Raw genomic sequence first — 25,963 nt, 5'->3', positions numbered from 1 at the left:
CGCCCCGGCGCCTCCGGCGCGCCGGGGCGGGCGGGCGCGGGAACACTGGCCGGGTGCTCCCGCAGCTCCTCCTCGTCCTGCTGGGCGCGCTCGCCCTGACGATCGTCTCCTTCCGGCGCGGCTGGCAGGCGCCGCTCGTGCTGGCCGTGACCGGGGCCGCCGTCTCCTTCGTGCCGGGCCTGCCCCGCCTGGAGCTGCCGCCGGACGTGATCCTGTCGGTGGTCCTGCCCCCGCTGCTGTTCTCCACCACGACCGACTTCTCCTGGCGCGGCTTCGTGCGCCGCTGGCGCTCGATCACCAACCTGGGCGTGCTGCTGGTCGTGGTCACCACGGCCGTCGTGGGGGCGCTGGCCGCCTGGGCGGTGCCCTGGCTGGGGCTGGGCACGGCGCTGGTGCTGGCCGCCGTGGTCTCCCCGCCCGACGCGGTGACCGCCGTGGCCATCGGCGGGCGCCTGGGGCTGCCCGCCCGCGTGCTGACCACCCTCAAGGGCGAGAGCCTGGTCAACGACGCGGCGGCGCTGACGCTGTTCTCCACCGCCACGGCCGCGGTCGCCGGCACCGAGACCGTCATCGGGAACCCGGTGCTGTTCTTCCTCTTCGAGGCGGCCGGGGGGATCCTCGTGGGCGCCGTGCTGGGCCGGGTGGTGCACGCGGTGCGCACCCGGCTGTGGAACCCGGCCAACATGACCGCGCTGGCCGTGCTGACCCCCTTCACCGCCTACGCGGTGGCCGAGGAGCTGCAGACCTCCGGGGTGCTGGCGGTGGTGGCCGCCGGCTTCGCCCTCTCGCGGCGCTCGGTGCGCACCGTGTACGCCACCCGCATCGCCGAGCGCGACGTGTGGCACCTGCTGGACGTGCTGCTGGAGGCGTTCGTCTTCGCCTACCTGGGGCTGCAGTTCAGCTTCCTGCTGCGCGACGCGCTGGGCGAGGGCTCCAGCGCGGCCACGCTGGCGTGGGCGGCCGCCGTCGTCCTGGTGGGCGTCGTCGCCGTGCGGGTGGCGTGGGTGGTGGGCGGCGGGGTGCTCATGCGCCGGGTGCTGCACGGGCGCTTCTCCCCCGGCGGGCGGCACTACAGCCCGCGCGAGGACCTGGTGATCGCCTGGACCGGGATGCGCGGCGTGGTGACCCTGGCGGCCGCGGCCGGCATCCCCGAGCGCACCGCCTCCGGCGAGCCGTTCCCGCACCGCGCCGACCTGCAGGTGCTGGCCTTCGCGGTGGCGGTGGGGACGCTGCTGCTGCAGGGCTCGACGCTGCCGCGCCTGATCCGGCGGCTGCGCGTGGAGGCCCCCGAGGAGCGCGAGTGGCTGGAGGGGCAGCGCGCCCGGGCGCGCGAGCTGGCCTCGCGCACCGCCCGGGCGGAGCTGACGCGCGCGCGCGACGAGGCCGGCGACCCGGTCGAGCGGCACGTGGCGGAGCTGGTGCTGCGGCGCGCCGAGCAGCTGGCCGCGCTGCGCGCCGCGGAGGGCGCCGAGACCGAGGGCGCCGCGGAGGGCCGCCGCGCGGGCGAGACGGGGGTGGAGCTGCGGCGGCGGATGATCCGCGCTCAGCGCGAGGCGCTGGTGAGCGCGCAGGAGGACGGCACGATCGCCGAGGACGCGGTGCGCGAGTCGCTGGAGCAGCTCGACCTGGACGAGGCCTCGCTGTCGCACCGCAGCTCCCCGCGGCTGTGAGCGGGCCCGGGGACGGGTCCCGTCACGGGTGCGGGGACGGGGCCGGGAACGGCGACAGGGCGCCGACCCCAGCGGGGTCGGCGCCCTGTCGTGCGCGTCGGCGCGAGCGGTGCCCGGGCCTCAGCGCGAGTAGTACTCGACGACGAGCTGCTCGTCGCAGGTCACCGGGATCTGCTCGCGCACGGGCAGGGCCTGCACGCGGGCGGTCAGGTCCTGGCGGGCGACGTCCAGCCAGCCGGGGATCTCGTTCTCGCTCCAGCCGCCCTCGGCGGCCACGATGAACGGGGTCTTGGTCTTGCTGCGGGCCGCGACCTCGATGACCTGGCCGGGCTGCAGCCGGTACGAGGGGCGGTCCACGCGGCGGCCGTCCACGTTGATGTGGCGGTGCACGACCATCTGGCGGGCCTGGTAGATGGTGCGGGCGAAGCCGGCGCGCCACACGACCGCGTCGAGGCGGGTCTCCAGGAGCTGGACCAGGTTCTGGCCGGTCTTGCCGGGCTTGCGCTTGGCCAGGTCGTAGGCGCGGCGCAGCTGGGTCTCGCTGATGTCGTACTGGTAGCGCAGGCGCTGCTTCTCGCGCAGCTGCGTGGCGTAGTCCGACGCCTTCTTCTGCTTGCGGCCGTGCATGCCCGGCGGGTACGGGCGACGGTCCATGTAGCGGGCGGCCTTCGGGGTGAGGGCCACCCCCAGGGCGCGGCTGATGCGCACCTTGGGACGCGCGTTGTTCACTGCTTCCTCCTGATCGTAAGGTGAGCCTGACCTCAGTCGAGAAGAGCTCGACCCGGCGGACGCCGGGAGGTCAGGACGATCGCGCTCCGAGGAGGCACACGTGACCAGGTGGACCACGGCACCGGGCGATCTCTCGGAGCGCACCGCCTCCAACTCTAGTGCCTGCGGGCAGGTGCCCCCGACACGCGCCGGCGCCCCGCAGCGCCCCACGCCCGCGCAGTGGGCGCGCACGCTCGCCGCGGGCACCGTGCCCGGCACCCTGCGCCTGCCCGCCGCGGCCGGCGGCTGCCCGCACCACGGCTCCCCCGATCACGGCGCCCACGACGCCCACGCGGGGGCCCACGACGCCCGCGACGCCGGCGCCGCGCGCGGCGCGGCGGGCACCGAGGCGCACCGCGTGCAGCACCTCACCGACGCGCACGGCGGCCTGCTGCTGCTCGTGGGCACCGGCGAGGCCCTGCACGAGCGGCTGCTGGAGCTGGCGCTCGAGGCGGCCGGGGCCCCGGCCGGCGCCTCGGGCGTGCCCGCGGTGCTCGACGTGCTGGACGTGCCCCCGGGCCAGGCCGCGCTGCCGCGCGCCCGGCTGTGCGTGACCGGCTGGGTGGAGCGGGTCGGGGCGGCCGACCAGCGCGGGCTGGCGCAGGCCGCCGCGGCGGCGCTGCCGCTGGGCGCGCTGCTCGACGTGGGCACCACCCGCGCGCTGTGGCGCCTGGAGGTCGCCGACGTGCGGGTGACGACCGCCGAGGGCGTGCACCTGCTCGAGGAGGACGCCGTCGCCGCCGCCAGCGCCGACCCGTTCTACGCCGACGAGGCCGGGGTGGTGGCGCACGTGGAGGGCCTGCACCGCGACGCGCTGGTGGCGTGGGTGCTGCGCGAGCTGCCCGGCGAGCAGGCCGCGCGCACCCGGGAGGTCTCGGTGGTGGGCGTGGACCGCTACGGCCTGGACGTGCTCGTCACCGTCGGGGCGGGCACGCGGCTGCTGCGCGCGCCCTTCGCCCGCCCGGCCGCCGGCCCGCACGAGCTGCGCGCGGCGCTGTGCTCGGCGCTGGGCTGCCCGTGCGGGGGCCTGGACGGCTGAGCCGAGCGGGGGCCAGGCGGGCGCCCGCTCGACCCGGCTCGGTCCAGCCCGGTCCGGCTCAGTACCAGTTGTTCGCCTTAGAGTGCGCCCAGGCGGAGCAGGGCGTGCCGTAGCGGTTCTCGATGTACTGCAGCCCCCAGGTGATCTGGGTGACGGGGTTGGTCTCCCAGTCCGCCCCGGCGGAGGCCATCTTGCTGCCGGGCAGGGCCTGCGGGATGCCGTAGGCGCTGGAGGTGGGGTTGTCGGCGGTGTGGTCCCAGCCGCTCTCCTTGGTCCACAGCGAGTCCAGGCAGGAGAACTGCGACTCGCCCCAGCCCCGCTCGCCGGCCAGGGCGCGGGCGACGCCGCGCGGGTCGCGCTGGGCGCTGCGGGTGGCCTCGGCGGCGGCGGCGGCCCGGGCCTCCTCGGCCAGGCGCGCGGCCTCGGCGGCGGCGGCCTCGGCGGCCAGCCGGGCCTGCTCGGCGGCGACGCGCTCGGCCTCGACGCGCTCGGCCTCGACGCGGGCGTCGGCGGAGGTGCGCAGGTCCTGCGCGGAGAACCAGGCGGCGGCGGTGGTCACCTGCCGCTCGGCGTTGGCGGCGGCGAGCAGGTGGTCCGGGACGGCGGCCTGCGCCTCGGGGGCCGGGCCCCCGGTGAGGGCGGTGCCGGCCAGGACGGCGGCGCCGACGGCCACCACGCCGGGGGCGGCCAGCCACGACCAGCGCCGGGCGGCGCGGGCGCGGCGGGCGTCGCGGCGGGCGGGGGCGTCCGGCGCGGCGCCGGGCGAGGGGTCGAGCGAGGGGTCCTGCGAGGGGTCGTGCGGGGTGCGGTGCTGGGGGGTCGTCGGCAAGCCGGGCCTTCCCTCGGTCGCCGGCCCACGCCCGGTCGAGTGCGTCCACCCCGACGCCGGGTCGCCGCCACCTCGCTGCGGAGGGGCGGCCGTGGGGCCCGGTCGGCCGCCCGGCCCGCCGCGGTGCGGCCGGCCGGTGCCCGTCGTGGCGGCCGGCGCGAGCGCCTGCCGACAGCGGCGGGGTGCTGTCGGCGGGGAACGCTGCCCCGACCTAGGCGTCCGAGGCAAACCGCCTACCGCAACTTCGTCACGCTGAGGTTACGGCTGAGCGACGATCCGTCGACTTTCGTGGCGCATCTCACAGTGTCGAGGGTGGCGCACGAGGTTTGACGCGGCCGGGCGACGGTCGATCCCGTCACCCGGCCGCACCGCCATCAGCTCAGCGGATCGCCTTGATCACGCTCCGAAGTCGTTGAGGAGCTCGGTCACCAGCGCCGCCACCGGCGAGCGCTCCGAGCGGGTCAGCGTCACGTGCGCGAACAGCGGGTGCCCCTTGAGGGCCTCCACCACCGCGGCCACCCCGTCGTGCCGGCCCACCCGCAGGTTGTCCCGCTGCGCCACGTCGTGCGTGAGGACCACCTTCGAGCCCTGCCCGATGCGCGAGAGCACCGTCAGCAGCACGTTGCGCTCCAGCGACTGCGCCTCGTCGACGACCACGTACGCGTCGTGCAGCGAGCGGCCGCGGATGTGCGTCAGCGGCAGCACCTCGAGCATCCCGCGGTCCACGACCTCCTCCAGGACCGCCGGGGCCACCAGCGCCTCCAGCGTGTCGAAGACCGCCTGGCCCCAGGGCCCCATCTTCTCCGCCTCGGTCCCCGGCAGGTACCCCAGCTCCTGCCCGCCGACCGCGTACAGCGGCCGGAAGACCACCACCTTGCGCTGCTCGCGGCGCTCCATCACCGCCTCCAGGCCCGCGCACAGCGCCAGCGCCGACTTGCCCGTGCCCGCGCGCCCGCCCAGCGAGACGATGCTCACCTCCGGGTCCAGCAGCGCGTCCAGCGCGATCCGCTGCTCCGCCGAGCGCCCCCGGACCCCGAAGGCCTCGCGGTCGCCCCTCACCAGCCGCAGCTGCTTGTCCGCGCCCACCCGGCCCAGCGCGTGCCCGCGCGGGGAGGCCAGCACCACGCCCGTGTTCACCGGCAGCTCGCGCGCCTCCGGGTGCTCCACCGAGCCCGCCTCGTACAGCGCGGAGACCTCCTCGGCCGTGGCCGTCAGCTCCGCCACGCCCGTCCAGCCCGAGTCCGGCGCCAGCTCCGCGCGGTACTCGTCGGCCGCCAGGCCCACCGCGGACGCCTTCACCCGCAGCGGCACGTCCTTGGACACCACCGTCACGTCGTGGCCCTCGTCGGCCAGGTTGCGCGCCACCGCCAGGATCCGGGTGTCGCCGGCGGTGGCCAGCGGCCCGGTGCGCAGCGAGGACGGCAGCGAGGCGGCGTCGGAGTGGTTCAGCTCCACCCGCAGCGTGCCGCCCTCCTCCCCCACCGGCACCGGCCGGTCCAGGCGCCCGTGCTGCACGCGCAGGTCGTCCAGCCGGCGCAGCGACTCGCGCGCGAAGTAGCCCAGCTCCGGGTGGTGGCGCTTGCCCTCCAGCTCGCTGACCACCACCAGCGGCAGGACGACGTCGTGCTCGGCGAAGCGCGTCAGCGCGGCGGGGTCGGACAGCAGGACGGAGGTGTCCAGGACGAACGTGCGGCGCCCCTGGGCGCCGGGCGCGGCCGGCTCGGCGGCCGGGTCGGTCGGGGTGGGCGCGGCGGGGCTGGAGCTGGTGACCACGGACGTCTCCCGTTTCCGGGGCCCGGCAGCGCACGCGCCCGGACCCCCTCAGCAGCGGCGGACCGGGACCTCAGGTCGCCCCGCGGGCGACCCGGGACCGGGCCCCCCCGCTGCGCTGGACAGCACGCACGGCGACCTCCCGGACGGGCGGCGGGCGCCACCCGTCGACCTCGACGCTAGCCCCAGAACCGTTGCGCGGGGCCGGGAACACGCCCGTCCGGGTGAGCATCGGGTGACGTGGCGGTGACCTGACGGGGTGGCGGCACGCAGCGTCACCGCGGGCTCCCGGAGGAGTCCTGGCCGTCACGCTCCGAAGCGGCGCTCCCGGGCGGCGTAAGAGCGCAGCGCCCGCAGGAAGTCCACCTTGCGGAAGTCCGGCCACAGCACCTCGCAGAAGTACAGCTCGGTGTGCGCGCTCTGCCACAGCAGGAACCCCGACAGGCGCTGCTCGCCCGAGGTGCGGATCACCAGGTCCGGGTCCGGCTGGCCCTTGGTGTACAGGTGCGCGGCGATGTGGTCCACCGTCAGCACGTCCGCCAGCTCCTCGATCGGGGTGCCCGCCTGCGCGTGCTCGCGCAGCAGCGAGCGCACCGCGTCGGCGATCTCCTGCCGGCCGCCGTAGCCGATCGCCACGTTGACCACCGCGCCGCCGATGTCGGCGGTCTCGCGCGCCAGCTCGCGCAGCCGCTCCGCCGTCGCCGGCGGCAGCAGCTCCAGGGCCCCCACCGGGTGCACCCGCCAGCGCCGCGCCGCGGCCAGGCGCGCCACGCAGTCCTCCACGATCCCGATCAGCGGCGCCAGCTCCGCCTGCGGCCGGTGCAGGTTGTCCGTGGAGAGCAGGTAGAGCGTGACGACCTCGATGCCCTCGTCGTCGCACCAGCCCATGAACTCGACGACCTTGTCGGCGCCGGCGCGGTGCCCGTGCGCGCTCGGCGCGCCGAACGCCTTGGCCCACCGGCGGTTGCCGTCCAGGATGATCCCGACGTGGCGCGGGAGGACGGCCGGGTCCAGCGACCGTTCCAGCCGCCGCCCGTACGCGCCGTAGAGGAGTTCGCGGAGGCCCATCGGCGCTGACCGTACACCCGCGCTCACGAGCACCGGTGCGCTGCGCGGCAGGCCGAACCTACGGTGGCGTAGCGTACGGTCCCGGCATGACGCTCGACCCCGCCCCGGCGCTCGCCGCCGTCAAGCCGCGCCTGCGCGGCTGGCTGCACGCCGGCACGTTCCCCGCCGCGCTCGTGGCCGGCACGGTGCTCGTCGTCCTGGCCCCCACGACCGCCTCGCGCACCGCCGCCGCCGTCTTCGCCGTCACCGCCGCGCTGCTCTTCGGCACCAGCGCCGTCTACCACCGCGGCACCTGGTCGGCGCGCGCCAACGCCCTGCTGCGCCGGCTCGACCACAGCAACATCTTCCTCATCATCGCCGGCACCTACACCCCGCTGGCCGTCACCACCCTGCCCGCCGACCGCGCCCGCTCCCTGCTCACCCTCGTGTGGGCCGGCGCCCTGGCCGGCACCGCCTTCCGCGTCCTGTGGGTCGGCGCCCCCCGCTGGCTCTACACCCCCGTGTACGTCGCGCTGGGCTGGGTCGCCGTGGGCTACCTGGGCGCCTTCGCCCGCGGCGGCGGCCGGGTCGTGGCCGCGCTGGTCGTCGTCGGCGGCGTCGCCTACTCCGCCGGCGCGCTCGTGTACGGCCTCAAGCGCCCGAACCCCAGCCCGCGCTGGTTCGGCTTCCACGAGGTCTTCCACGCCTGCACCGTCCTGGGCTTCACCGCGCACTTCGCCGCCATCGCGATCGCGACGCTGCAGCACCGCTGAGGGCGCGGGTCCGCGCCCGGGCGTCCGGGAAGGACCTCGCACCCCCCGCGGTGGTCGGGGAAGGGGCGACTCCCCCGATCACCGCGGGGAGAGGGGTGGGGGGGCCGGGGGCCGGGGGGTCCGGGCCCCCACGGCGGCGGCGAGGGCGGCCGGGTCGGTCGTGGGCGCCTCGCACACCCGGCCGCGGCACACGTACGCGGCGGCGCGGCCGTCGACGAGGCCGCGCTGCGCCAGCAGGGGCGGGTCGGACTCCCCCGGCACCCCGCGGGCCACCACCAGACCGGGGGCGGTGCCGGCCAGGGCCAGGCGGTGCAGCTCGGCGGCGCCGGGGTCGCCGGGGTCGCCCAGGACGGCGACCTCGCGGGGGCCGTCGTGCAGGGCCTCGGCCACGGCCAGGCCCCAGCCGGCGAAGCGGGGCGCCTGCCGCGCCAGGAGGGTCAGCGCGCCGAGGGAGGCGACGGCGGCGTCGGTGAAGCGGGACTCGCCGGTGAGCGCGCCCACGGACAGCAGCGCCCCGGCGGCGGCGCTCCACCCGGAGGGCGTGGCGCCGTCGGAGGGGTCCGAGGGGCGCCCGGCGCCGCCGCGGGCGGCGTGCAGGGCGGGGTCGACGGCGTGGGCGGCGACGTCGTGGAACCCCCCGCCCTCGGCGGTGAACTCGGCGAGGACCTCCTCGCACACCTCGCGCGCCGCGCGCGCCCAGCGGTGCTCGCCGGTGGCGGCGTGCAGGGCCAGCAGGCCCTCGGCGAGGTCGCCGAGGTCCTCCAGCACGGCGGCGGGCGCGCCGACGACGCCGTCGCGCGAGACGCGCCGCCAGCGGCCGTCGACGCAGTGCACGCGCACGAGGAACTCGGCGGCGGTGCGCGCGGCGAGCAGCAGGTCGGGGCGGGCGAGCAGGGCGCCGGCCTCGGCGAGGGCGGCCAGGGCCAGGCCGTTCCAGGCGAGGACGACCTTGTCGTCGCGGGTGGGCTGGGGGCGGTCGGCGCGGGCGGCGGCGAGGCGCTCGCGCACCCGCAGCCAGCGCGCCAGCTCCTCGCCGTGCAGGGCGCGGGTCAGCCGGGCGGTGGAGGTGCCGTGCTCGAAGGTGCCGGCCCCGGTGACGCCGAGCAGCCCGGCGGCCCAGGGGCCGTCGTCGATGCCGAGGACCTCCACGAGGTCGCCGGGGGTCCACACGTAGGTGGCGCCCTCGACGGCGCGCACGTGCCCGTCGGCGTCGGCGACGGGGGTGTCGGCGTCCAGGGAGGCGGCGAAGGCGCCCTCGGGGGTGCCCAGGCCGGTGACGATCCACTCGCAGGCCTGCTCGGCGACGCGGCGGTGCTCCTCGTCGCCGGTGGCGCGCCAGGAGTGCAGGTAGGCGCGGGCCAGCAGGGCGTTGTCGTAGAGCATCTTCTCGAAGTGCGGCACGACCCAGCCGGCGTCGACGGCGTAGCGGGCGAACCCGCCGGCGACCTGGTCGCAGGTCCCGCTGCGGGCGATGGCGGTCAGGGTGCGCGCGGCGATCCCGGCGGCCCGCTCGTCGCCGGTGCGGGCGGCGTGGCGCAGCAGGAACTCCACGACCGCCGAGGGCGGGAACTTCGGGGCGCCGCCGAACCCGCCGTGGACGCGGTCCTCCTCCTCGGCCAGGGCGGCGACGGCGGCCTCGAGGTCGTCCTCGCCGGGCGGGGCGCCGCCGGAGGGGGTGCCGACCTCGCCCAGGGCGCGGGCGATGCGGGCGCTGGAGCCCAGCACCTCCGCGCGCCGCTCGCGCCAGGCCTCGTCGACGGCGGCGAGGACCTGCCGGAAGGAGGGCACCTGCGGGTGCGGGCGCGGTGGGAAGTACGTGCCGGCGAAGAAGACCTCGCCCCCGGGGGTGCAGAACGTCGTCATGGGCCAGCCGCCCTGACCGGTGAGGGCGGTGGTGGCGGCCATGTGCACGGCGTCGACGTCGGGGCGCTCCTCGCGGTCCACCTTCACGCACACGAACCGCTCGTTCATGTGCTCGGCGGTGGCGGGGTCCTCGAACGACTCGTGCGCCATGACGTGGCACCAGTGGCAGGCGGCGTAGCCGGTGGAGACGAGGACGGGCACGTCGCGCCGGCGGGCCTCGGCGAACGCCTCGGGCCCCCACTCCCACCAGTCGACGGGGTTGTCGCGGTGCTGCTGGAGGTAGGGGCTGCGCGAGTGACGCAGGCGGTCGGCCACGCGGCCACGCTGCCACAGCGCCCCGGTGGTCACGACCGGCGCGCGGCGGCGCGCGGCGGTGCGGCAGGCTGGCCGCGTGAGCGACGCACCGCGACGGTTCGGGGTCCTCGGCACCGGTCACTGGGCCGAGACCTGCCACGGGGCGGCGCTGGCCGCCCACCCGGACGTGGAGCTGGTCGGCTTCGCCGGCCGCGACGCGGACCGGGCGGCGGCGGTGGCCGCGCGGGTGGGCGGGCGCGGCTTCGCCTCCCCGGAGGAGCTGATCGGGGCGGTGGACGCGGTGACGCTGGCGCTGCCGCCGCACGTGCAGGCGCCGCTGGCGGCGCGCGCGGCGCGCGCGGGCCGGCACGTGCTGCTGGAGAAGCCGCTGGCGCTGGACGTGGCCGCCGCCGACGACGTGGTGGCGGCGGTGCGCGAGGGCGGGGTGGCCTCGATCGTCTACACCACCTACCTGTTCCAGCCGGACGTGACGGGCTGGCTGGAGCGGATGCGGGCGCTGGCCGCCGAGCACGGCCCGTGGGAGGGCGCCATCGCCCGCTGGGCGGGCACGATCGACGCGCCGGGCAACCCGTACGGGGCCTCGGCGTGGCGGCGCGAGCGCGGGGGGCTGTGGGACACCGGCCCGCACGCGCTGTCGGTGCTGGGCGAGCTGCTGCCGCCGGTGGAGCGGGTCAGCGCCGGGCGCGGGGCGCGCGACGCGGTGAACGTGGCGCTGGAGCACGCCGGCGGCGCGGGCAGCGCCCTGTCGCTGACGCTGACGGCGCCGGCGGGGGCGGGCGGCTCGTTCGCGACGGTGTGGGGCCCGGGCGGGCGGCACGACCTGCCGCGCTTCCACGGCACCCCGCAGGAGGGGTTCGCCCGCGCGGTGGACCGGTTGCGCGCCGGCGCCGCCGGCGGCGGGCCGGACCCGCTGGACGTCGCGCGCGGGCGCGAGGCGGTGGCGGTGCTCGCCGCGGTGGAGGAGCACGTGGCCCGCCCGGTGGGCGAGCGCACCACCGCGGTGGCGCGCGGCTGAGGGTCAGCCGCGCGGGTCCGGCCCCGCCTCCCCGCCGCGGGCGCCGCCGTCGGCGCGCGCGGCGGCGCGCTCCTCGGCGTCCAGGCGGGCGCGGTGGTTCATGCGCTGCACGCGGCGGGCCATGCTGCGGGCCAGCAGGTACAGGGCCAGGGCCAGGCCGAACAGGGCCAGGAAGCCGCCCAGGCCGGGGGTGACCAGGTCGGCGTCCACCGAGGGCTGCCCGGTGCCGCTGGTGGTGGGGGTGGGCGTGGCGGCCGCGAGGGCGCCGGGGCCGCTCACGCGCCGTCCCGCCCGCGCAGGCCGGCGAACAGGTCGTCCTCGGGCAGCTCGGTGGGCACGTGCGAGAGCGCCAGGTGGTAGTCCTCGGTGGGCCACAGCTCGCGCTGCAGCTCGTTGGGCACGCCGAAGAAGAACCCGTCGGGGTCGATCTGGGTGGCGTGGGCGAGCAGGGCGCGGTCGCGGGTGTCGAAGAAGTCGGCGCACTCCACGCGCGTGGTGACGTCCAGCTCGACGCGCCGCGGCGCGTCGGGGTCCTTCTCCGCCTCCTCCGCGCGCTTGATCCACTCCGCGTAGGGCGACTCCTTGCCCAGCGAGAGCAGCGCCTCGTGGAAGGCGGTCATCCGCTTCCGGGAGAAGGACGCGTGGTAGTAGAGCTTGGAGGTGCGCCACGCCGCGCCGGCCAGCGGGTAGCGCGCGGGGTCGGCGGCGGCGTCGAAGGCCTCGCGGGAGACCTTGTGGCACATGATGTGGTCCGGGTGCGGGTAGCCGCCGGACTCGTCGTAGGTGGTCATCACGTGGGGGCGGAACTCGCGCACGACGTGCACGAGCGCGTCGACGGTCAGGTCCAGCGGCTCCAGGGCGAAGCAGCCGGCCGGCAGCGGCGGCAGCGGGTCGCCCTCGGGCAGGCCGGAGTCGACGTAGCCGAGCCAGCGGTGCTGCACGCCCAGGATGCGGGCGGCCTCGGCCATCTCCCGGCGCCGGTACTCGGCCATGTCGCGCAGCATCCGCGCGTCGCCCTTCAGGCGGGGGTTGAGCACGTCGCCGCGCTCCCCGCCGGTGCAGGAGACCACGAGGACCTCCACGCCCTCGGCGGCGTAGCGCGCCGTCGACGCGGCGCCCTTGCTCGACTCGTCGTCCGGGTGGGCGTGCACGGCCATCAGCCGCAGCGTCTCCGCCACCAGCGCTCCTCCTCCTGCTCGCCCGCCTCGTGCTGTCCCCGCCGGCGGCGGGTGCGACGATCGGGGCACGTCCTCTGCCCCCATCTTCGCCCACCCCCGCGACGGGCGGAGCGCCACCTCCGAGAACCGGGAGCCCCCGTGCCCAGCGAGACCACCGACGACCTGCTCGCGGCGCGCTACGGGCGCCGCCCGCGGGCGGGCCGCCCCTGGTACCGGCGCCCGCTGCCGCTGGCGGCGGCGGTCCTGGGGGCGCTGCTGGTGCTGGCGTACGGGGTGTGGGTGTCGGTGGCCCAGTCGCAGGGGCCCTCCTCCACCGCCATCGGCCACCGCGTGGTGGACGACCGCACCGTGGAGGTGCGCTTCGCGGTGACGCGCGAGCCCGGCACGGCGGTGACGTGCACGGTGCACGCGCTGGACGCCGGCGCCGCGGAGGTGGGCCTGCTGCGGGTGGACGTGCCCGCCGGCCCCGAGCGGGAGGTGCAGCGCACGGTGGAGGTGCGCACCACCTCGCGGGCGGTGACGGCGCAGGTGGTCTCGTGCGCGCGGGCGTCCGGCTGAGCCCCGCGGCCGGGGCGCCGGGGCGGCGCAGCGTTGGAGGACCGCACCGGTCCGGGCTAACGTGGTCGCTTCGAGTCGCTCGTCCCCGCGGTCGCGGGGCCGGGCGACTCGGTGTTTGAGGGTGGGCACGAAGGCTCCCCCTGAGCGAGCGCGACGAGGAGCGACCGTGAGCGAGACGACCGGCAGCGTCACCTGGCTGACCCAGGACGCCTACGACCGGCTGAAGGCCGAGTACGAGCACCTGTCCGGCGCGGGCCGCACCGAACTCGCCAAGCGCATCGAGCAGGCCCGCGAGGAGGGCGATCTCAAGGAGAACGCCGGCTACCACGCGGCCAAGGAGGAGCAGGGCAAGCAGGAGCTGCGCATCCGCCAGCTCCGCCAGCTCCTGGAGACCGCGAAGGTGGGCGAGGCGACCCCCTCGGCCTCCGGCGAGGTGACGCTCGGCTCGGTGGTCACCGTGGACCTGGCCGGGGACGAGGAGAGGTTCCTGCTGGGCAGCCGCGAGGTCGGCGACGCCGGCGGCCTGGACGTCTACAGCGAGCGCTCCCCGCTGGGCGCGGCGGTGCTGGGCCGCAAGCCCGGCGACGAGGTCAGCTACACCGCCCCCAACGGGCGCAGCATCCCGGTCAAGGTCCTGAAGGTGGAGCCCTTCAGCGGCTGAGCGCGACCGGCCCCGGCCGGTCCCCGCGCGCCGGGCGCCCCGGTCCCCCTCGCGGGCGCCGGGGCGCTCGCGCGCTCAGCGCCGCACGCGCGGCGCCTCGTCCCCGCCGCCGGTGCCGCCGCCGCCCCCGCCGCCCCCGCCGGTGGGCGCGGGCCGGTCCGGGGCCAGCGGGGCGTCGGAGTCCTCGATCTCGGCGACCTCCTCGGTGCGCCGGCCGCCGCGGGCCAGGGCGGTGACGCCGGTGTTGAGCACCGCCACCAGCGGCACGGCGAACAGGGCGCCGACGATGCCGAAGACGGTGGCGCCGCCGGCCACGGCGAGGATGACCGCCAGCGGGTGCACCGCCACGGCGCGGCCCATCAGGAAGGGCTGCAGCAGGTGGCTCTCGACCTGCTGGACGGCGATGACGACGCCGAGCATGATCAGCGCGGTCACCGGCCCCTGCGCGACCAGCGCGACCAGCACGGCGACGGCGCCGGAGAGCAGCGCCCCGACGATGGGGATGAACGCGCCGAGGAAGACGAGCAGGCCCAGCGGCACCGCCAGCGGCACCCGCAGCACCGCCGCGCCGATCGCCACGCCGGCGCCGTCGACGAGCGCGACGACGATCGTGGCGCGCATGTAGTGCGTCAGCGTCACCCAGGACTGGCGGGCGGCGTCGTCGAGGGCGTCGCGGGCCGGGCGGGGGAACAGGTGCAGCAGCCAGGACCAGATGCGCCGCCCCTCCAGCAGGTAGAAGAACGAGGCGAACAGCGCGATGAAGAAGCCGGCCACGACGTGCCCGGCGGTGGTGACCACGCCCGTGGCGCCGGAGACGATCGTGTCGCGGTTGGCGGCCAGGGCCTCCTGGGCCTGGTCCACGTAGCCCGACAGCGCCGCGGAGGAGACCTGCAGCGGCCCGGTGGCCAGCCACTCCTCCACCTCGTCGATGCCCTGGCTGGCGGACTCCGACAGGTCGCCGAACCCGTCGGCGGCCTGGGTGCTGATGAGGGCGACCAGGCCGCTGACGACCGCCAGGGCCAGCAGCATCGTCAGCAGGGTCGCCAGCGCCCGCGGCACCCCGCGCGCGTGGCCCCACGCCACGACGGGCCCGAGCATGGCGGTGATGAGCAGCGCCACCAGGACGGGGACGAGCACCTCGGACAGGTAGCTGAGCCCGTAGGCCACCAGGACGACGGCCGCGGCGACCGCCAGCAGGCGCCAGGACCACTCCGCGGCCGTGCGCAGCGCGGGGCTGACGTAGGGGTGGTGCGGCCGGGGGTGCAGGGCGCCCTCGGGCTCGGGGTCGGCGGCGCGGGGCGCCCCCGGGCCCGGCCGGGGAGCGGGGCGGGGCTGCGGCATGGGCACCATCGTGGTGCTCCCCGCCGCGCTCGGCGCGGCGGGGACCGGACGGGGGTGTGCGCGGCGCGCGGCCGACGTAGGTTCGGCGGGTGAGCAACCGCGACGACCGCGCGACGACCGCCACCGCCCTGCCCCTGGAGCCCCCCGCCGACCTGCCGCGCACCCTGGGGGCGCTGCGCGCCTCCGGCCACGAGCACGTGACCGTCAAGGAGGAGCTGCGGCGCAACCTGCTGGCGCGCATGCGCTCGGGCGAGGACCGCTTCCCCGGCGTGCTGGGCTACGAGGACACCGTCGCCCCGGAGCTGGAGCGCGCCCTGCTGGCCGGGCACGACGTGGTGCTGCTGGGCGAGCGCGGGCAGGGCAAGACGCGCCTGCTGCGCTCGCTGGTGGGCCTGCTGGACGAGTGGACGCCGGTGATCGCCGGCAGCGAGCTCAACGAGCACCCGTACGCCCCGCTGACCCCGGCCTCGCGCCGGCGGGTGCTGGCCGAGGGCGACGCGCTGGCGGTGGACTGGCTGCACCGCTCGCTGCGCTACGGCGAGAAGCTGGCCACCCCGGACACCTCGGTGGGCGACCTGGTCGGCGACGTGGACCCGGTGAAGGTCGCCGAGGGCCGCGCCCTGGGCGACCCGGAGACGATCCACTTCGGCCTGGTGCCGCGCACCAACCGCGGCGTGTTCGCGATCAACGAGCTGCCGGACCTGGCCGAGCGCATCCAGGTCTCGCTGCTCAACGTGCTGGAGGAGCGCGACATCCAGGTGCGCGGCTACCAGCTGCGCCTGCCGCTGGACCTGCTGCTGGTGGCCAGCGCGAACCCGGAGGACTACACCAACCGCGGGCGCATCATCACGCCGCTGAAGGACCGCTTCGGCGCGGAGATCCGCACCCACTACCCGCTCGAGGTCGAGCTGGAGGTGGACCTGGTGCGCCAGGAGGCCGACACGGTCGCGGAGGTGCCCGAGCACCTGCTGGAGGTGCTGGCGCGCTTCACCCGCGCGGTGCGCGAGTCGCCGGCGGTGGACCCCGCCTCGGGCGTCTCGGCGCGCTTCTCGATCGCGGCGGCGGAGACGGTGGCGGCCGCGGCGCTGCGCCGCTCGGCGCTGTCCGGCGAGGACGGCGAGCCGGTCGCCCGGGTGGGCGACCTGCACACGGTGGTCAGCGTGCTGGGCGGGAAGGTGGAGTTCGAGCAGGGCGAGGAGGGCCGCGAGAGCGAGGTGCTGGAGCACCTGCTGCGCACCGCGGTGGCCGAGACGTACCGCGCCCGCCTCGGCGGCGCCGAGCTGTCCGGCTTCAGCGCCCTGGTGACGCAGGGGCGCACCATCGAGACCGGCGACCTGGTGCCGGCGCGACGGCTGCTGGAGCAGGTGGGCACCGTGCCGGGCCTGGCGCAGGTGCTGGACCGCCTCGGGCTGGGCGACGAGCCGACGCCGGGGCGCGCGGCCGCGGGCGTGGAGTTCGTGCTGGAGTCGCTGCACCTGACGCGCCGGCTGGACAAGCTCGTGCTGGACGACGGGCGCACCGTCTACGGCAGCTGAACGCTGCGGGTAGCCCCCGGTGACGGTCGGTCACGGCTGTCCGGCCACCGGGGGACCCGAGGTGCCCGAACGGGTGCACGGCGTTTGCCCAGCGCATCGGTGAACTCTCAATCTCGACACGTCACCCGCCGTCTTCGCGGGTGACCCGCAGCGACGGCCCCGGCCGCCGCCGCGGTGCTGCGCGAAGAGAGAGCCCCGATGACCAGCCCCTCCGGCCCCGCCCGCGCCTTCACCGTGCGCCGGTGCGCCTTCCACGCGGTCCCCCCGTTCATCGCCGTCGCCCTGGCCGTCGGCCTGGCCGCGCCCGCCTCGGCGGCCGAGGCCGTCGTCGTCGAGCGCGCCGAGCGCGACGTCCGCAGCACCGCGCCGGCCACCGGGACCCCGGCGCCCACCACCGCGCCGGCCCCGGCGCCCACCACCGCGCCCACCACCGCGCCGGCCCCGGCGCCCACCGCGCTCACCGGGGACACCACCGCCCCCGCGGCGGTGCGCTCGCCGAAGGCGAAGGGCTCGCGCAGCTCCGTCTCGCTGAGCTGGTCGAAGAGCACCGAGCGCGACCTGGCCGGGTACCGCGTGTACCGCGCCGGCACCGCCGAGGGCGAGTACGCGCTGATCGCCACGACCACCTCGGCGAAGTTCACCGACAAGGACGCCCCGGCCGGGTTCACCAGCCACTACCGCCTGACCGCCCTGGACCGCAGCGGCAACGAGTCCGCGCCCGTGCGGGTCAGCGCGCTGCGCCCCGACGGCACCGCCCCGGCCGCGCCGGCGGCGCTGAGCGCCGCGGCGGGCGCCGCCGGCATCGCGCTGGACTGGGCCGACGGCACCGAGGCCGACCTGGCCGGCTACGTCGTGCTGCGCGCCACCGGCACCAGCAGCTCGTACCGCAAGCTCACCAGCACGCCGCTCACCGCCTCGGCCTGGACGGACGCCAGCGCCGTCGCCGGCACCGCCTACACCTACCGCGTCACCGCGGTCGACCTCAGCGGCAACGCCTCGGTCGCCGCCTCCACCCGCGCCGTGCTGCCCGACGACGTCGCGCCCCTGGCGGTGCGCTCGCTGAAGGCCTCCGGCTCCACGAGCGGCGTCTCGCTGAGCTGGTCGAAGAACCGCGAGGCCGACCTGGCCGGGTACCGCGTGTACCGCGCCGGCGCCGCCGGCGGCGAGTACGAGCTGATCGGCACGCCCACCTCGGCGAAGCTGTCCGACAAGAGCGCCCCCGCCGGGCTCACCGCCCGCTACCGCGTCACCGCCGTGGACACCAGCGGCAACGAGTCGCCGGCCGCGGCCGTCGCCGCCCTGCGCCCGGACAGGACCGCCCCGGCCGCGCCGGCCACCCTCACCGCCACCCCGGGCACCGGCGGCATCGCGCTGGACTGGGCCGACGGCACCGAGGAGGACCTGGCCGGCTACGTCGTGCAGCGCGCCACCGGCACCAGCACCTCGTTCAAGGCGCTGACGAAGGACCCGCTGACCGCCTCGGCGTTCACCGACACCACCGCGGTCGCCGGCACCCGCTACACCTACCGCGTGGCCGCCGTGGACCTCAGCGGCAACACCTCCGCGCACACCGCCGTGGCCGCCGCCGTGCCCGACACGGTCGCCCCCGCCGCGGTGCGCTCGCTGAAGGCCAAGGCCTCCAGCAGCTCGATCGCGCTGACGTGGTCGAAGAACGGCGAGGGCGACCTGGCCGGCTACCGCGTCTACCGCGCCGCCTCCGTCGACGGCGAGCACGAGCTGGTCGCCACGACCACCTCCGCGAGGTTCACCGACGCCTCCGCCCCCGCCGGGGTGCCCAGCCACTACCGCGTCACCGCCGTGGACACCAGCGGCAACGAGTCGGCGCCGGCCGCCGTCAGCGCCCTGCGCACGGACGCCGCGGCCCCGGCCGCCCCGGGCGCGCCGGTGGTCACCGCCACCGCCGACGGGCTGGCCCTGGACTGGCCCGACAGCACCGAGGCCGACCTGGCCGGCTACGTCGTGCAGCGCGCCACCGGCACCAGCACGTCCTTCCGCACCCTGACGAGCACCCCGCTGGCCGTCTCGGCCCACACCGACACCACCGCGGCGCAGGGCACCACCTACACCTACCGCGTCCTGGCGGTGGACCTCAGCGGCAACCTGTCCGCGCCCGTCGCGGTGACCGCGCGGCGCCCGGACACCACCGCCCCGGCCGCCCCCGCGGGGCTGAGCGCCACCGCTGCGGCCACCGGCGTGCAGCTGCGCTGGAGCGCGAGCCGCGAGGAGGACCTCGCCGGGTACCGGGTGTACCGCGCCGCCGGCCAGGACGGCACGTTCAGCGAGGTCACCACCTCCCCGCTGAGCGCCACCTCCCTGCTGGACACCGCGGCCCCCGCCGGCACCGCCTCCACGTACCGGGTCACCGCCGTGGACACCAGCGGCAACGAGTCGCCCGTCTCCGCCACCGCCACGGCCGCCCCGCTGGACGGCACCGCCCCGGCCGCGCCCACCGCCCTGAGCGCCGCCGGCGCCGAGGGCGGCACCACCCTGTCCTGGACGGCGGGCACCGAGGCCGACCTGGCCGGGTACCTGGTGTTCCGCGCCCCCGCCGCCGAGGGGCCCTGGACGCAGCTCACCGCGAGCGCGCTGACCGCCACGACCTGGACCGACACCACCGCGCCGGCGGGCAGCACCTCGCACTACCGCGTGGTCGCCGTGGACGCCGCCGGGAACTCCTCCGCGCCCGCCACCGCGCAGGCGCTGCGCCCGGTCGCGGTCGTGGCCGTCCCCGGCGCCGACTACACCGTCGCGGCCGACGGCAGCGGCGACTTCAGCACCGTCGCGGCCGCCCTGGCCGCCGCGCCGGCCGGCACCGCCGCGAACCCCACGGTCATCGCGGTCGAGCCGGGCACCTACCGCGAGGTGCTGGTGCTGGAGAAGAAGCCGTTCGTGCAGCTGATCGGCACCGGCGCCGCCGCCGACGACGTCGTCATCTCCTACGGCAACGCCGCGGGCACGCCCAAGGCGGACGGCACCGGCACCCTGGGCACCTCCGGCAGCGCCACCGTCACGGTGAAGTCGAACGACGTCACGGTGAAGAACCTCACCATCGAGAACTCCTACGTCGAGACCGGCTCGGGCAGCGAGCAGGCCGTGGCGCTGAAGACCACCGGCGACCGCCTGGTGTTCGACGGCGTGCGCCTCGTCGGCGACCAGGACACCCTCTACGTGGACACCCCCAGCGCCGGGGTCCAGGCCCGGGCGTACTTCGTGGACTCCTACGTGGAGGGCGACGTCGACTTCGTCTTCGGCCGCGGCACCGCCGTGTTCGACCGCTCCACGCTCAAGGCCGCCACCCGCGGCAGCAGCAGCAACAACGGGTACGTCACCGCGGCCAGCACCGACACCGCGACTCGCTACGGGTTCCTCATCACGGGCTCCACCATCACCAGCGACGCGCCGGCCGGCACGTTCAGCCTGGGCCGGCCCTGGCAGCCCAGCGGCAACGCGAACGCGATCGCGCAGGTCGTCGTGCGCGACACGGTGCTGCCCGCGGCGATCAGGTCCGCGCCGTGGACGAACATGACCACGACGTTCTCCTGGCGCGACGCGCGGTTCTTCGAGTACAACAACTCCGGCCCCGGCGCCGGCGTGAACGCCGACCGCCCGCAGCTCACCGACGCCCAGGCGCAGCAGTACACCGCCGCCGCCTACCTCGCGGGCGCCGACGGCTGGAACCCCACGGTCGCCGACACCACCGCCCCGGCGGCCCCGGCCGGGCTGACCGCCCGCACCGGCGACGCCCGCGCCGCCCTGTCGTGGAGCGCGAACACCGAGAACGACGTCGCCGGCTACGACGTCTACCGCGCCGAGGGCACCGCCGCGCCCGTGAAGGTGAACACCGCGCGCCTGACCGGGACGTCGTTCACCGACACCGGGCTGGTCAACGGCACCGCCTACTCGTGGACGGTCGTGGCGGTCGACGCCGCCGGGAACGCCTCGCCGGCCTCCGCGGCCGCCGCGGGCACCCCCGCCGCCTCCACCGTCCCGGCGCACGACCTGCTCGTCGCGGCCGACGGCAGCGGGGACTTCACCACCGTGCAGGCCGCGCTGGCCGCCGCGCCCGCCGGCACCGCCGCGAACCCCACGGTCATCGCGATCGCCCCCGGCACCTACCACGAGATGATCTCGGTGACGAAGAGCAACGTCACCCTCATCGGCACCACCGGCCACGCCGAGGACGTCGTCCTGGACTACGACAACGCCGCGGGCACGCCCAGGCCGGACGGCACCGGCACCTACGGCACCGGGGCCAGCCAGTCGGTGCTCGTCAGCGGCAGCGGGGTCACCGTGCAGGACCTCACCATCCGCAACTCCTTCGACGAGGCGGCGAACACCGCCTTCACCTCCGAGCAGGCCGTGGCGCTGAAGACCACCGGCGACCGCCTGGTGTTCCGCCGCGTGCGGCTGCTGGGCAACCAGGACACGCTGCTCGTGGACTCCCCCGACGCGCCGGTCGTGGCGCGCTCGTACTTCGTCGACAGCTACGTCGAGGGCGACGTCGACTTCATCTTCGGCCGCGGCACCGCCGTGTTCGACCGCACGACCATCCACGCCCTGACGCGCGGCAGCAGCAGCAACAACGGCTACGTCACCGCCGCGAGCACCTCGGACAAGAACCCGTACGGGTTCCTCATCACGGGCTCCAGGATCACCAGCGACGCCCCGGCCGGGACGTTCTCGCTGGGCCGGCCCTGGCGCGGGTGGAGCGACGGGTACACCAAGAACGGCACCGTCTACAACTCCCGCGGTCAGGTGACGATCCGCGACACCGAACTGCCGGCCGCGGTGCGCACCACCCAGCCGTGGGCGGACATGACCCCGAACCTGTGGACCGACGGGCGCTTCTCGGAGCACCGCAACACCGGCGCCGGCGCGACGACCGGCGCCACCCGCCCCCAGCTGACCGACGAGCAGGCCGCCGGCGCCACCAAGTGGGCGTACCTGGCCGGTTCCGACGGCTGGAACCCCACCGGTGAGGCGGCGCCGACCACGCCCGCGCCGCAGACCCCGCAGACCCCGGTGGTCACGCCCACCACGCCGGTCGCGCCGGAGACCCCGGTCGTCACGCCCACCACCCCGGTCGCGCCGGAGACCCCGGCCGCGCCGGGCGACACCACCGCGCCCGCGGCGCCGACCGCGCTGAGCGGCCGGCTCGGCAAGGGGACGGTGACGCTCACCTGGAGCGCGCCGGCCGACGCCGACGTGGCCGGGTACGTCGTGCACCGCTCCACCGGCGGCGGCAGCGCCGTGCAGGTGGGCGGCCCGGTGACGGGCACGACGTTCACCGACACCACCGCGGCGGTGGGCACCGCGCACCGCTACACGGTCACCGCGGTGGACGCCGCCGGCAACGCCTCGCCCGCCTCGGGCGCGGTCACCGCGACGCCCGTGAAGGCGGACGTCGTCGTGGCCCTCGACGGCTCCGGCGACGCCACCACCCTGCAGGGCGGCATCGACCTGCTGGCGAACAACGCGGACTACACCACCCAGGGCGGCCGGGTCGTGCTGGTGCAGCCGGGCACGTACGCCGGCGCCGTCACCAGCGGCAACCGCTACGGCGTGACGATCGTCGGTGCGGGGACCTCGCCGGAGGACGCGGTGGTCACCTCCGCCGGCACCAGCGCCACGCTGACCCTCACGGGCCGGGGCTGGACGGTGAAGAACCTCACCGTCGCCAACACCGCCGGTGCCGCCGCCGCGTCGGCCACCGCGCTGCAGACCCAGGGCGACCGCAACGTCTTCGAGGACGTGCGCCTCCTCGGCGGCAAGCAGGCCCTGAGGGTGATCAGCCCCAACACCTCGACCACGGCGCGCGCCTACTTCCACCGCGCGTACGTCGAGGGCGGGGCGGACACGGTGATCGGTCGCGGCACCGCCGTCTTCGCCGACAGCACGTTCCACCTGCTGAGCAGCCCCGGCGGGGTGCTGACGGACTCCTCGGTGACCGGCACCTCCGAGCACGGCTTCCTCATCACGGGCAGCCGGATCCTCACCGACGGCCCCGCCGGGTCGATGCACCTGGGCCGGCCCTACCCGGAGGCGGCCACCTCCCGGGCGCAGGTCGTCGTCCGCGACACCGAGATCGGGGCGGCGATCGGCGCGGCGCCGTGGAAGGACTGGAACGCGGCCACGCCGTGGACCACCGGCCGCTTCGCGGAGCACCGCAACACCGGTCCCGGCGCCGCGGTCGTCGACCCGGTCGCGCGCCCGCAGCTCAGCGACGCGGACGCCGAGCGCTACACCGCCGCCGCCTACCTGGCCGGCACCGACGGCTGGAACCCCACCGCCGGCTGACACCACCGCCCGCCGACACCGCCGCGGGGGGGGGGCGCGCGGGGGGGGCGCGCCGCGGGGCGGGCGGGCCGCGGCCGCGGCCCGGGCCCGCCGCCGGCGCGCGTCGTCGGCCGGCCCGGCGCCCGCGCCGACCGAGCCCCGTCCGGACCCCTCCGGGCGGGGCTCCGTCGTCCCCGGCCACCGCGCGCCGGAATACCCCCTGGGGGTACCTTGTTGACGAGGGCGACCGCGACGACCAGGAGGCTGCCGTGCCCGGCTACGACGAGGACAAGGAGCAGGTGCTCAAGCGCCTGCGCCGCATCGAGGGCCAGGTGCGCGGCCTGCACCGCATGGTCGAGGAGGACACCTACTGCATCGACGTGCTGACCCAGGTGTCCGCCGCGACCAAGGCCCTGCAGTCCGTCGCGCTGCAGCTCCTCGACGACCACCTGGCGCACTGCGTGGCCGACGCCGCCCGCCAGGGCGGTGAGGTCGCCGACGCCAAGGTCAAGGAGGCGTCGGAGGCGATCGCCCGCCTCGTGCGGTCCTGACCGCCCCGACGACCCCGGCCGCCCCGGGGCCCCGCCCGCCCGGGCGGGGCCCGTCCACCCCGCGACACCGCGAACCCCCAGGAGGAACCGTGAGCCAGCAGTCCTACGAGGTCACCGGCATGACGTGCCAGCACTGCGTGAACGCGGTGCGCGCCGAGGTCGGCGCCCTGGACGGCGTCAGCGCCGTCGACGTCGACCTCGTGCCCGGCGGCACCTCCACCGTCACCCTCACCGTGGACACGCCGGTGGACGACGTCGCCGTCGCCGCCGCCGTGGACGAGGCGGGGTACGAGGTGGCCGGGACGCGACCGTGAGCACCGAGGGCGCCGGGGCCCCCGCGCCGGGGGCGGTGCGCACCGTCGAGCTGGAGATCGGCGGCATGACGTGCGCCTCGTGCGCGGCCCGGGTGGAGAAGAAGCTCAACCGGATGCCCGGCGTGGAGGCCAGCGTCAACTACGCCACCGAGAAGGCCCGCGTGGCGCTGCCCGAGGGCACCGGCGTCGCCGACGCCATCGCCGTGGTGGAGGCCACCGGGTACACCGCCGCCCTGCCCCCGGCGCCGGAACCGCAGCGCCCCGCCGGCGAGACCGGCGAGCCCGGCGGTGCCGGCGGTCCTGGGCAGCGCCCCGCGCCCGACGCGCGCACCGCCGAGCTGCGCCGGCGCGCGCTGGTCTCCGCCGCCCTCACCGTCCCGGTGCTGCTGCTGTCGATGGTGCCCGCCTGGCAGTTCACGAACTGGCAGTGGCTGTGCCTGACCCTGGCCGCCCCGGTGGCGGTGTGGGGGGCCTGGCCCTTCCACCGGGCGGCGTTCACCAACGCCCGCCACGGCGCCGCGACGATGGACACCCTCGTCAGCACCGGCGTCCTGGCCGCCTTCGGCTGGTCGCTGTACGCGCTCTTCCTCGGCCACGCCGGGATGCCGGGCATGCGCATGGAGTTCTCCCTGCTGCCCGCGCGCGCCGGCGGCGCGGGCGAGCTGTACCTGGAGGTCGCCTCCGCGGTCACCGTCTTCCTGCTCACCGGCCGCTACCTGGAGGCGCGCGCCAAGCGCCGCTCCGGCGAGGCGCTGCGCGCCCTGCTCGACCTGGGCGCGAAGGACGTCGCGGTGCTGCGCGGCGGGCGCGAGGAGCGCGTCCCGGTCTCCGCCCTGGCCGTGGGCGACGAGTTCGTCGTGCGCCCCGGCGAGCGGATCGCCACCGACGGGGTGGTCGTGGAGGGCTCCGGCGCGGTGGACACCGCCCTGCTGACCGGCGAGGCGGTGCCCGTGGAGGTCGGCGCCGGCGACGCCGTCACCGGCGCCACCGTCAACGCCGGCGGGCGCCTGCTCGTGCGCGCCACCTCCGTGGGCGAGGCCACCCGCCTGGCGCAGATGGCGCGCATGGTGGAGGACGCCCAGTCCGGCAAGGCCGCCGTGCAGCGCCTGGCCGACCGGGTCTCGGCGGTGTTCGTGCCGGTCGTGCTCGTCCTGTCGCTGGCCACCCTCGCCGGCTGGCTGCTCACCGGGCACGCCCCCGAGGCGGCGTTCACCGCGGCGGTGGCGGTCCTGGTGATCGCCTGCCCGTGCGCGCTGGGCCTGGCGACCCCCACCGCGCTGCTCGTGGGCACCGGCCGCGGCGCCCAGCTCGGCGTGCTCGTCAAGGGCCCCGAGGCGCTGGAGGCCACCCGCCGGGTGGACACCGTGGTGCTGGACAAGACCGGCACCGTCACCACCGGGCGGATGGCCCTGGTCTCCGCCCACCCCGCCGCCGGCGTGGAGGAGGCGGAGCTGCTGCGGCTGGCCGGGGCGCTGGAGGACGCCTCGGAGCACCCCGTGGCCCGCGCCGTCGCCGCGGCCGCGCGCTCGCGCGGGACGCTGCCCGCGGTGACGGGTTTCGCCTCCACCGGCGGCCTGGGCGTGGAGGGGGTCGTCGAGGGGCGCGCCGTCGCCGCCGGGCGCGCCTCCTGGCTGGAGCAGCGGTGGGCGCAGCCGCTGCCCGCCGAGCTGGCCGCCGCGCGCGAGAGCGCCGAGGCGGCCGGGCGCACCGCCGTGGCCGTCGGCTGGGACGGCGCCGCGCGCGGGCTGCTCGTGGTGGCGGACGCGGTGCGCCCCACCAGCGCCGCCGCCGTGGCGCGGCTGCGCGCGCTGGGCCTGCGCCCGGTGCTGCTGACCGGCGACAACGCCCGCGCCGCGCGCGCCGTGGCCGCGCAGGTCGGCGTCGAGGAGGTCGTCGCGGAGGTCCTGCCCGAGGGCAAGGTGGAGGTGGTGCGCCGGCTGCAGCGCGAGGGCCGCACGGTGGCCGTCGTGGGCGACGGCGTCAACGACGCCCCCGCCCTGGCCGCGGCCGACCTCGGGATCGCGGTGGGCACCGGCACCGACGTGGCCGCGCACGCCGCCGACCTGACCCTGGTGCGCGACGACCTCGTCGCCGCCGTCGACGCGCTGCGCCTGTCGCGCGCGACGCTGCGCACGATCCGGGTGAACCTGTTCTGGGCGTTCGCCTACAACGTCGCCGCGCTGCCGCTGGCCGTGGCGGGGCTGCTGAACCCGCTGGTGGCGGGGCTGGCGATGGCGCTGTCGTCGCTGTTCGTCGTGACGAACAGCCTGCGGCTGCGCCGCTTCCGCGCCACGGCCGTCTGACGGCCCGCCCCCGCCCCGGCCCCCCCCCCGCGGGGGGGGGGGGGGGGCCCCCCCCCGCCCCGCCCCCGGCCCGTCCCACGCCGCCCCCCGGCGGCCCTGTGGCCCCGCCGTGGCCCCGACTCAGGAGCTCACCTGG

The 25,963-nt window shown here is 77.1% G+C and carries 19 protein-coding genes; 11 read left to right on the top strand and 8 right to left on the bottom strand.

Features of this window, described 5'->3' with window-relative positions; all coding sequences use genetic code 11:
• Positions 1 to 1,670, top strand: a 1,670-nt coding sequence (locus tag ACRYR7_RS13730) for a Na+/H+ antiporter (RefSeq protein ID WP_432572666.1), incomplete at its 5' end; no start/stop codon positions are given.
• 120 nt (positions 1,671 to 1,790) lie between these two features.
• On the opposite strand, the gene rpsD is transcribed toward ACRYR7_RS13730, so the two are convergent.
• Entirely contained in the window at positions 1,791 to 2,399 is a 609-nt protein-coding gene (gene rpsD / locus ACRYR7_RS13725) for a 30S ribosomal protein S4 (RefSeq protein WP_432572665.1), read from the bottom strand.
• Between the two features lie 100 nt (positions 2,400 to 2,499).
• Here rpsD and ACRYR7_RS13720 point away from each other — a divergent pair, with 100 nt between their 5' ends.
• A complete protein-coding gene (locus tag ACRYR7_RS13720; protein WP_432572664.1) occupies positions 2,500 to 3,477 on the top strand; it encodes a DUF2470 domain-containing protein in 978 nt (325 codons plus the stop codon).
• A gap of 58 nt (positions 3,478 to 3,535) precedes the next feature.
• On the opposite strand, the gene ACRYR7_RS13715 is transcribed toward ACRYR7_RS13720, so the two are convergent.
• From ACRYR7_RS13715 to ACRYR7_RS13705, 3 genes are all read right to left on the bottom strand, one after another.
• Positions 3,536 to 4,306 (bottom strand): aggregation-promoting factor C-terminal-like domain-containing protein, encoded by a 771-nt coding sequence (locus ACRYR7_RS13715; RefSeq protein WP_432572663.1) that lies wholly within the window; start codon positions 4,304 to 4,306, stop codon positions 3,536 to 3,538.
• Between the two features lie 396 nt (positions 4,307 to 4,702).
• Positions 4,703 to 6,079, bottom strand: coding sequence for a PhoH family protein (locus ACRYR7_RS13710; protein ID WP_432572662.1), 1,377 nt, complete (start codon positions 6,077 to 6,079; stop codon positions 4,703 to 4,705).
• 303 nt (positions 6,080 to 6,382) lie between these two features.
• Positions 6,383 to 7,144, bottom strand: a complete 762-nt coding sequence (locus ACRYR7_RS13705) for an isoprenyl transferase (protein WP_432572661.1) — start codon at positions 7,142 to 7,144, stop codon at positions 6,383 to 6,385.
• Between the two features lie 86 nt (positions 7,145 to 7,230).
• Between ACRYR7_RS13705 and trhA the strand changes: the two genes are divergently transcribed.
• Positions 7,231 to 7,896: a PAQR family membrane homeostasis protein TrhA gene (gene trhA / locus ACRYR7_RS13700; protein WP_432572660.1), complete on the top strand. Its 666-nt coding sequence runs from the start codon at positions 7,231 to 7,233 to the stop codon at positions 7,894 to 7,896.
• Positions 7,897 to 7,974: 78 nt separating this feature from the next.
• On the opposite strand, the gene ACRYR7_RS13695 is transcribed toward trhA, so the two are convergent.
• Positions 7,975 to 10,074: a thioredoxin domain-containing protein gene (locus tag ACRYR7_RS13695; protein ID WP_432572659.1), complete on the bottom strand. Its 2,100-nt coding sequence runs from the start codon at positions 10,072 to 10,074 to the stop codon at positions 7,975 to 7,977.
• 76 nt (positions 10,075 to 10,150) lie between these two features.
• On the opposite strand from ACRYR7_RS13695, the gene ACRYR7_RS13690 reads away from it, so the two are divergent.
• Positions 10,151 to 11,089 carry a Gfo/Idh/MocA family protein gene (locus tag ACRYR7_RS13690; protein ID WP_432572658.1) on the top strand — a complete coding sequence of 313 codons (939 nt, stop codon included), beginning with the start codon at positions 10,151 to 10,153 and terminating at the stop codon, positions 11,087 to 11,089.
• Positions 11,090 to 11,092: 3 nt separating this feature from the next.
• Here ACRYR7_RS13690 and ACRYR7_RS13685 read toward each other — a convergent pair whose 3' ends face one another.
• Positions 11,093 to 11,368: a hypothetical protein gene (locus ACRYR7_RS13685; RefSeq protein ID WP_432572657.1), complete on the bottom strand. Its 276-nt coding sequence runs from the start codon at positions 11,366 to 11,368 to the stop codon at positions 11,093 to 11,095.
• Positions 11,365 to 12,267, bottom strand: a complete 903-nt coding sequence (gene mca / locus ACRYR7_RS13680; RefSeq protein ID WP_432572656.1) for a mycothiol conjugate amidase Mca — start codon at positions 12,265 to 12,267, stop codon at positions 11,365 to 11,367. Before mca ends, ACRYR7_RS13685 begins: the two co-directional genes overlap by 4 nt.
• 138 nt (positions 12,268 to 12,405) lie before the next feature.
• On the opposite strand from mca, the gene ACRYR7_RS13675 reads away from it, so the two are divergent.
• Both ACRYR7_RS13675 and greA read left to right on the top strand, forming a co-directional pair.
• The gene (locus ACRYR7_RS13675) at positions 12,406 to 12,825 is read left to right on the top strand and encodes a DUF4307 domain-containing protein (protein WP_432572655.1); all 420 of its coding nucleotides are present in this window, start codon (positions 12,406 to 12,408) and stop codon (positions 12,823 to 12,825) included.
• 166 nt (positions 12,826 to 12,991) lie between these two features.
• Positions 12,992 to 13,486, top strand: a complete 495-nt coding sequence (gene greA / locus ACRYR7_RS13670) for a transcription elongation factor GreA (RefSeq protein WP_432572654.1) — start codon at positions 12,992 to 12,994, stop codon at positions 13,484 to 13,486.
• A gap of 75 nt (positions 13,487 to 13,561) precedes the next feature.
• Here the strand turns inward: greA and ACRYR7_RS13665 are convergent, their stop codons facing one another.
• Positions 13,562 to 14,827 (bottom strand): AI-2E family transporter, encoded by a 1,266-nt coding sequence (locus ACRYR7_RS13665; RefSeq protein ID WP_432572653.1) that lies wholly within the window; start codon positions 14,825 to 14,827, stop codon positions 13,562 to 13,564.
• An 89-nt stretch (positions 14,828 to 14,916) separates the two neighbouring features.
• Here ACRYR7_RS13665 and ACRYR7_RS13660 point away from each other — a divergent pair, with 89 nt between their 5' ends.
• The 5 genes from ACRYR7_RS13660 (at position 14,917) to ACRYR7_RS13640 (ending at position 25,827) form a co-directional block, all read left to right on the top strand.
• A complete protein-coding gene (locus ACRYR7_RS13660) occupies positions 14,917 to 16,362 on the top strand; it encodes a sigma 54-interacting transcriptional regulator (protein ID WP_432572652.1) in 1,446 nt (481 codons plus the stop codon).
• A 198-nt stretch (positions 16,363 to 16,560) separates the two neighbouring features.
• The gene (locus ACRYR7_RS13655; RefSeq protein ID WP_432572651.1) at positions 16,561 to 22,680 is read left to right on the top strand and encodes a pectinesterase family protein; all 6,120 of its coding nucleotides are present in this window, start codon (positions 16,561 to 16,563) and stop codon (positions 22,678 to 22,680) included.
• A gap of 248 nt (positions 22,681 to 22,928) precedes the next feature.
• Positions 22,929 to 23,210, top strand: coding sequence for a metal-sensitive transcriptional regulator (locus tag ACRYR7_RS13650; RefSeq protein ID WP_432572650.1), 282 nt, complete (start codon positions 22,929 to 22,931; stop codon positions 23,208 to 23,210).
• 89 nt (positions 23,211 to 23,299) lie between these two features.
• Positions 23,300 to 23,524 carry a heavy-metal-associated domain-containing protein gene (locus ACRYR7_RS13645; protein WP_432572649.1) on the top strand — a complete coding sequence of 75 codons (225 nt, stop codon included), beginning with the start codon at positions 23,300 to 23,302 and terminating at the stop codon, positions 23,522 to 23,524.
• A 65-nt stretch (positions 23,525 to 23,589) separates the two neighbouring features.
• Positions 23,590 to 25,827: a heavy metal translocating P-type ATPase gene (locus ACRYR7_RS13640; protein WP_432572667.1), complete on the top strand. Its 2,238-nt coding sequence runs from the start codon at positions 23,590 to 23,592 to the stop codon at positions 25,825 to 25,827.
• The last annotated feature ends 136 nt before the right edge of the window (positions 25,828 to 25,963 follow it).

It is taken from the genome of Kineococcus gurbantunggutensis (genome assembly GCF_050871925.1).
Taxonomy (GTDB): Bacteria; Actinomycetota; Actinomycetes; order Actinomycetales; family Kineococcaceae; genus Kineococcus.
The sequence above is the reverse complement of the archived record's forward strand: the minus strand, read 5'-3'. Positions and strand labels throughout refer to the sequence as shown.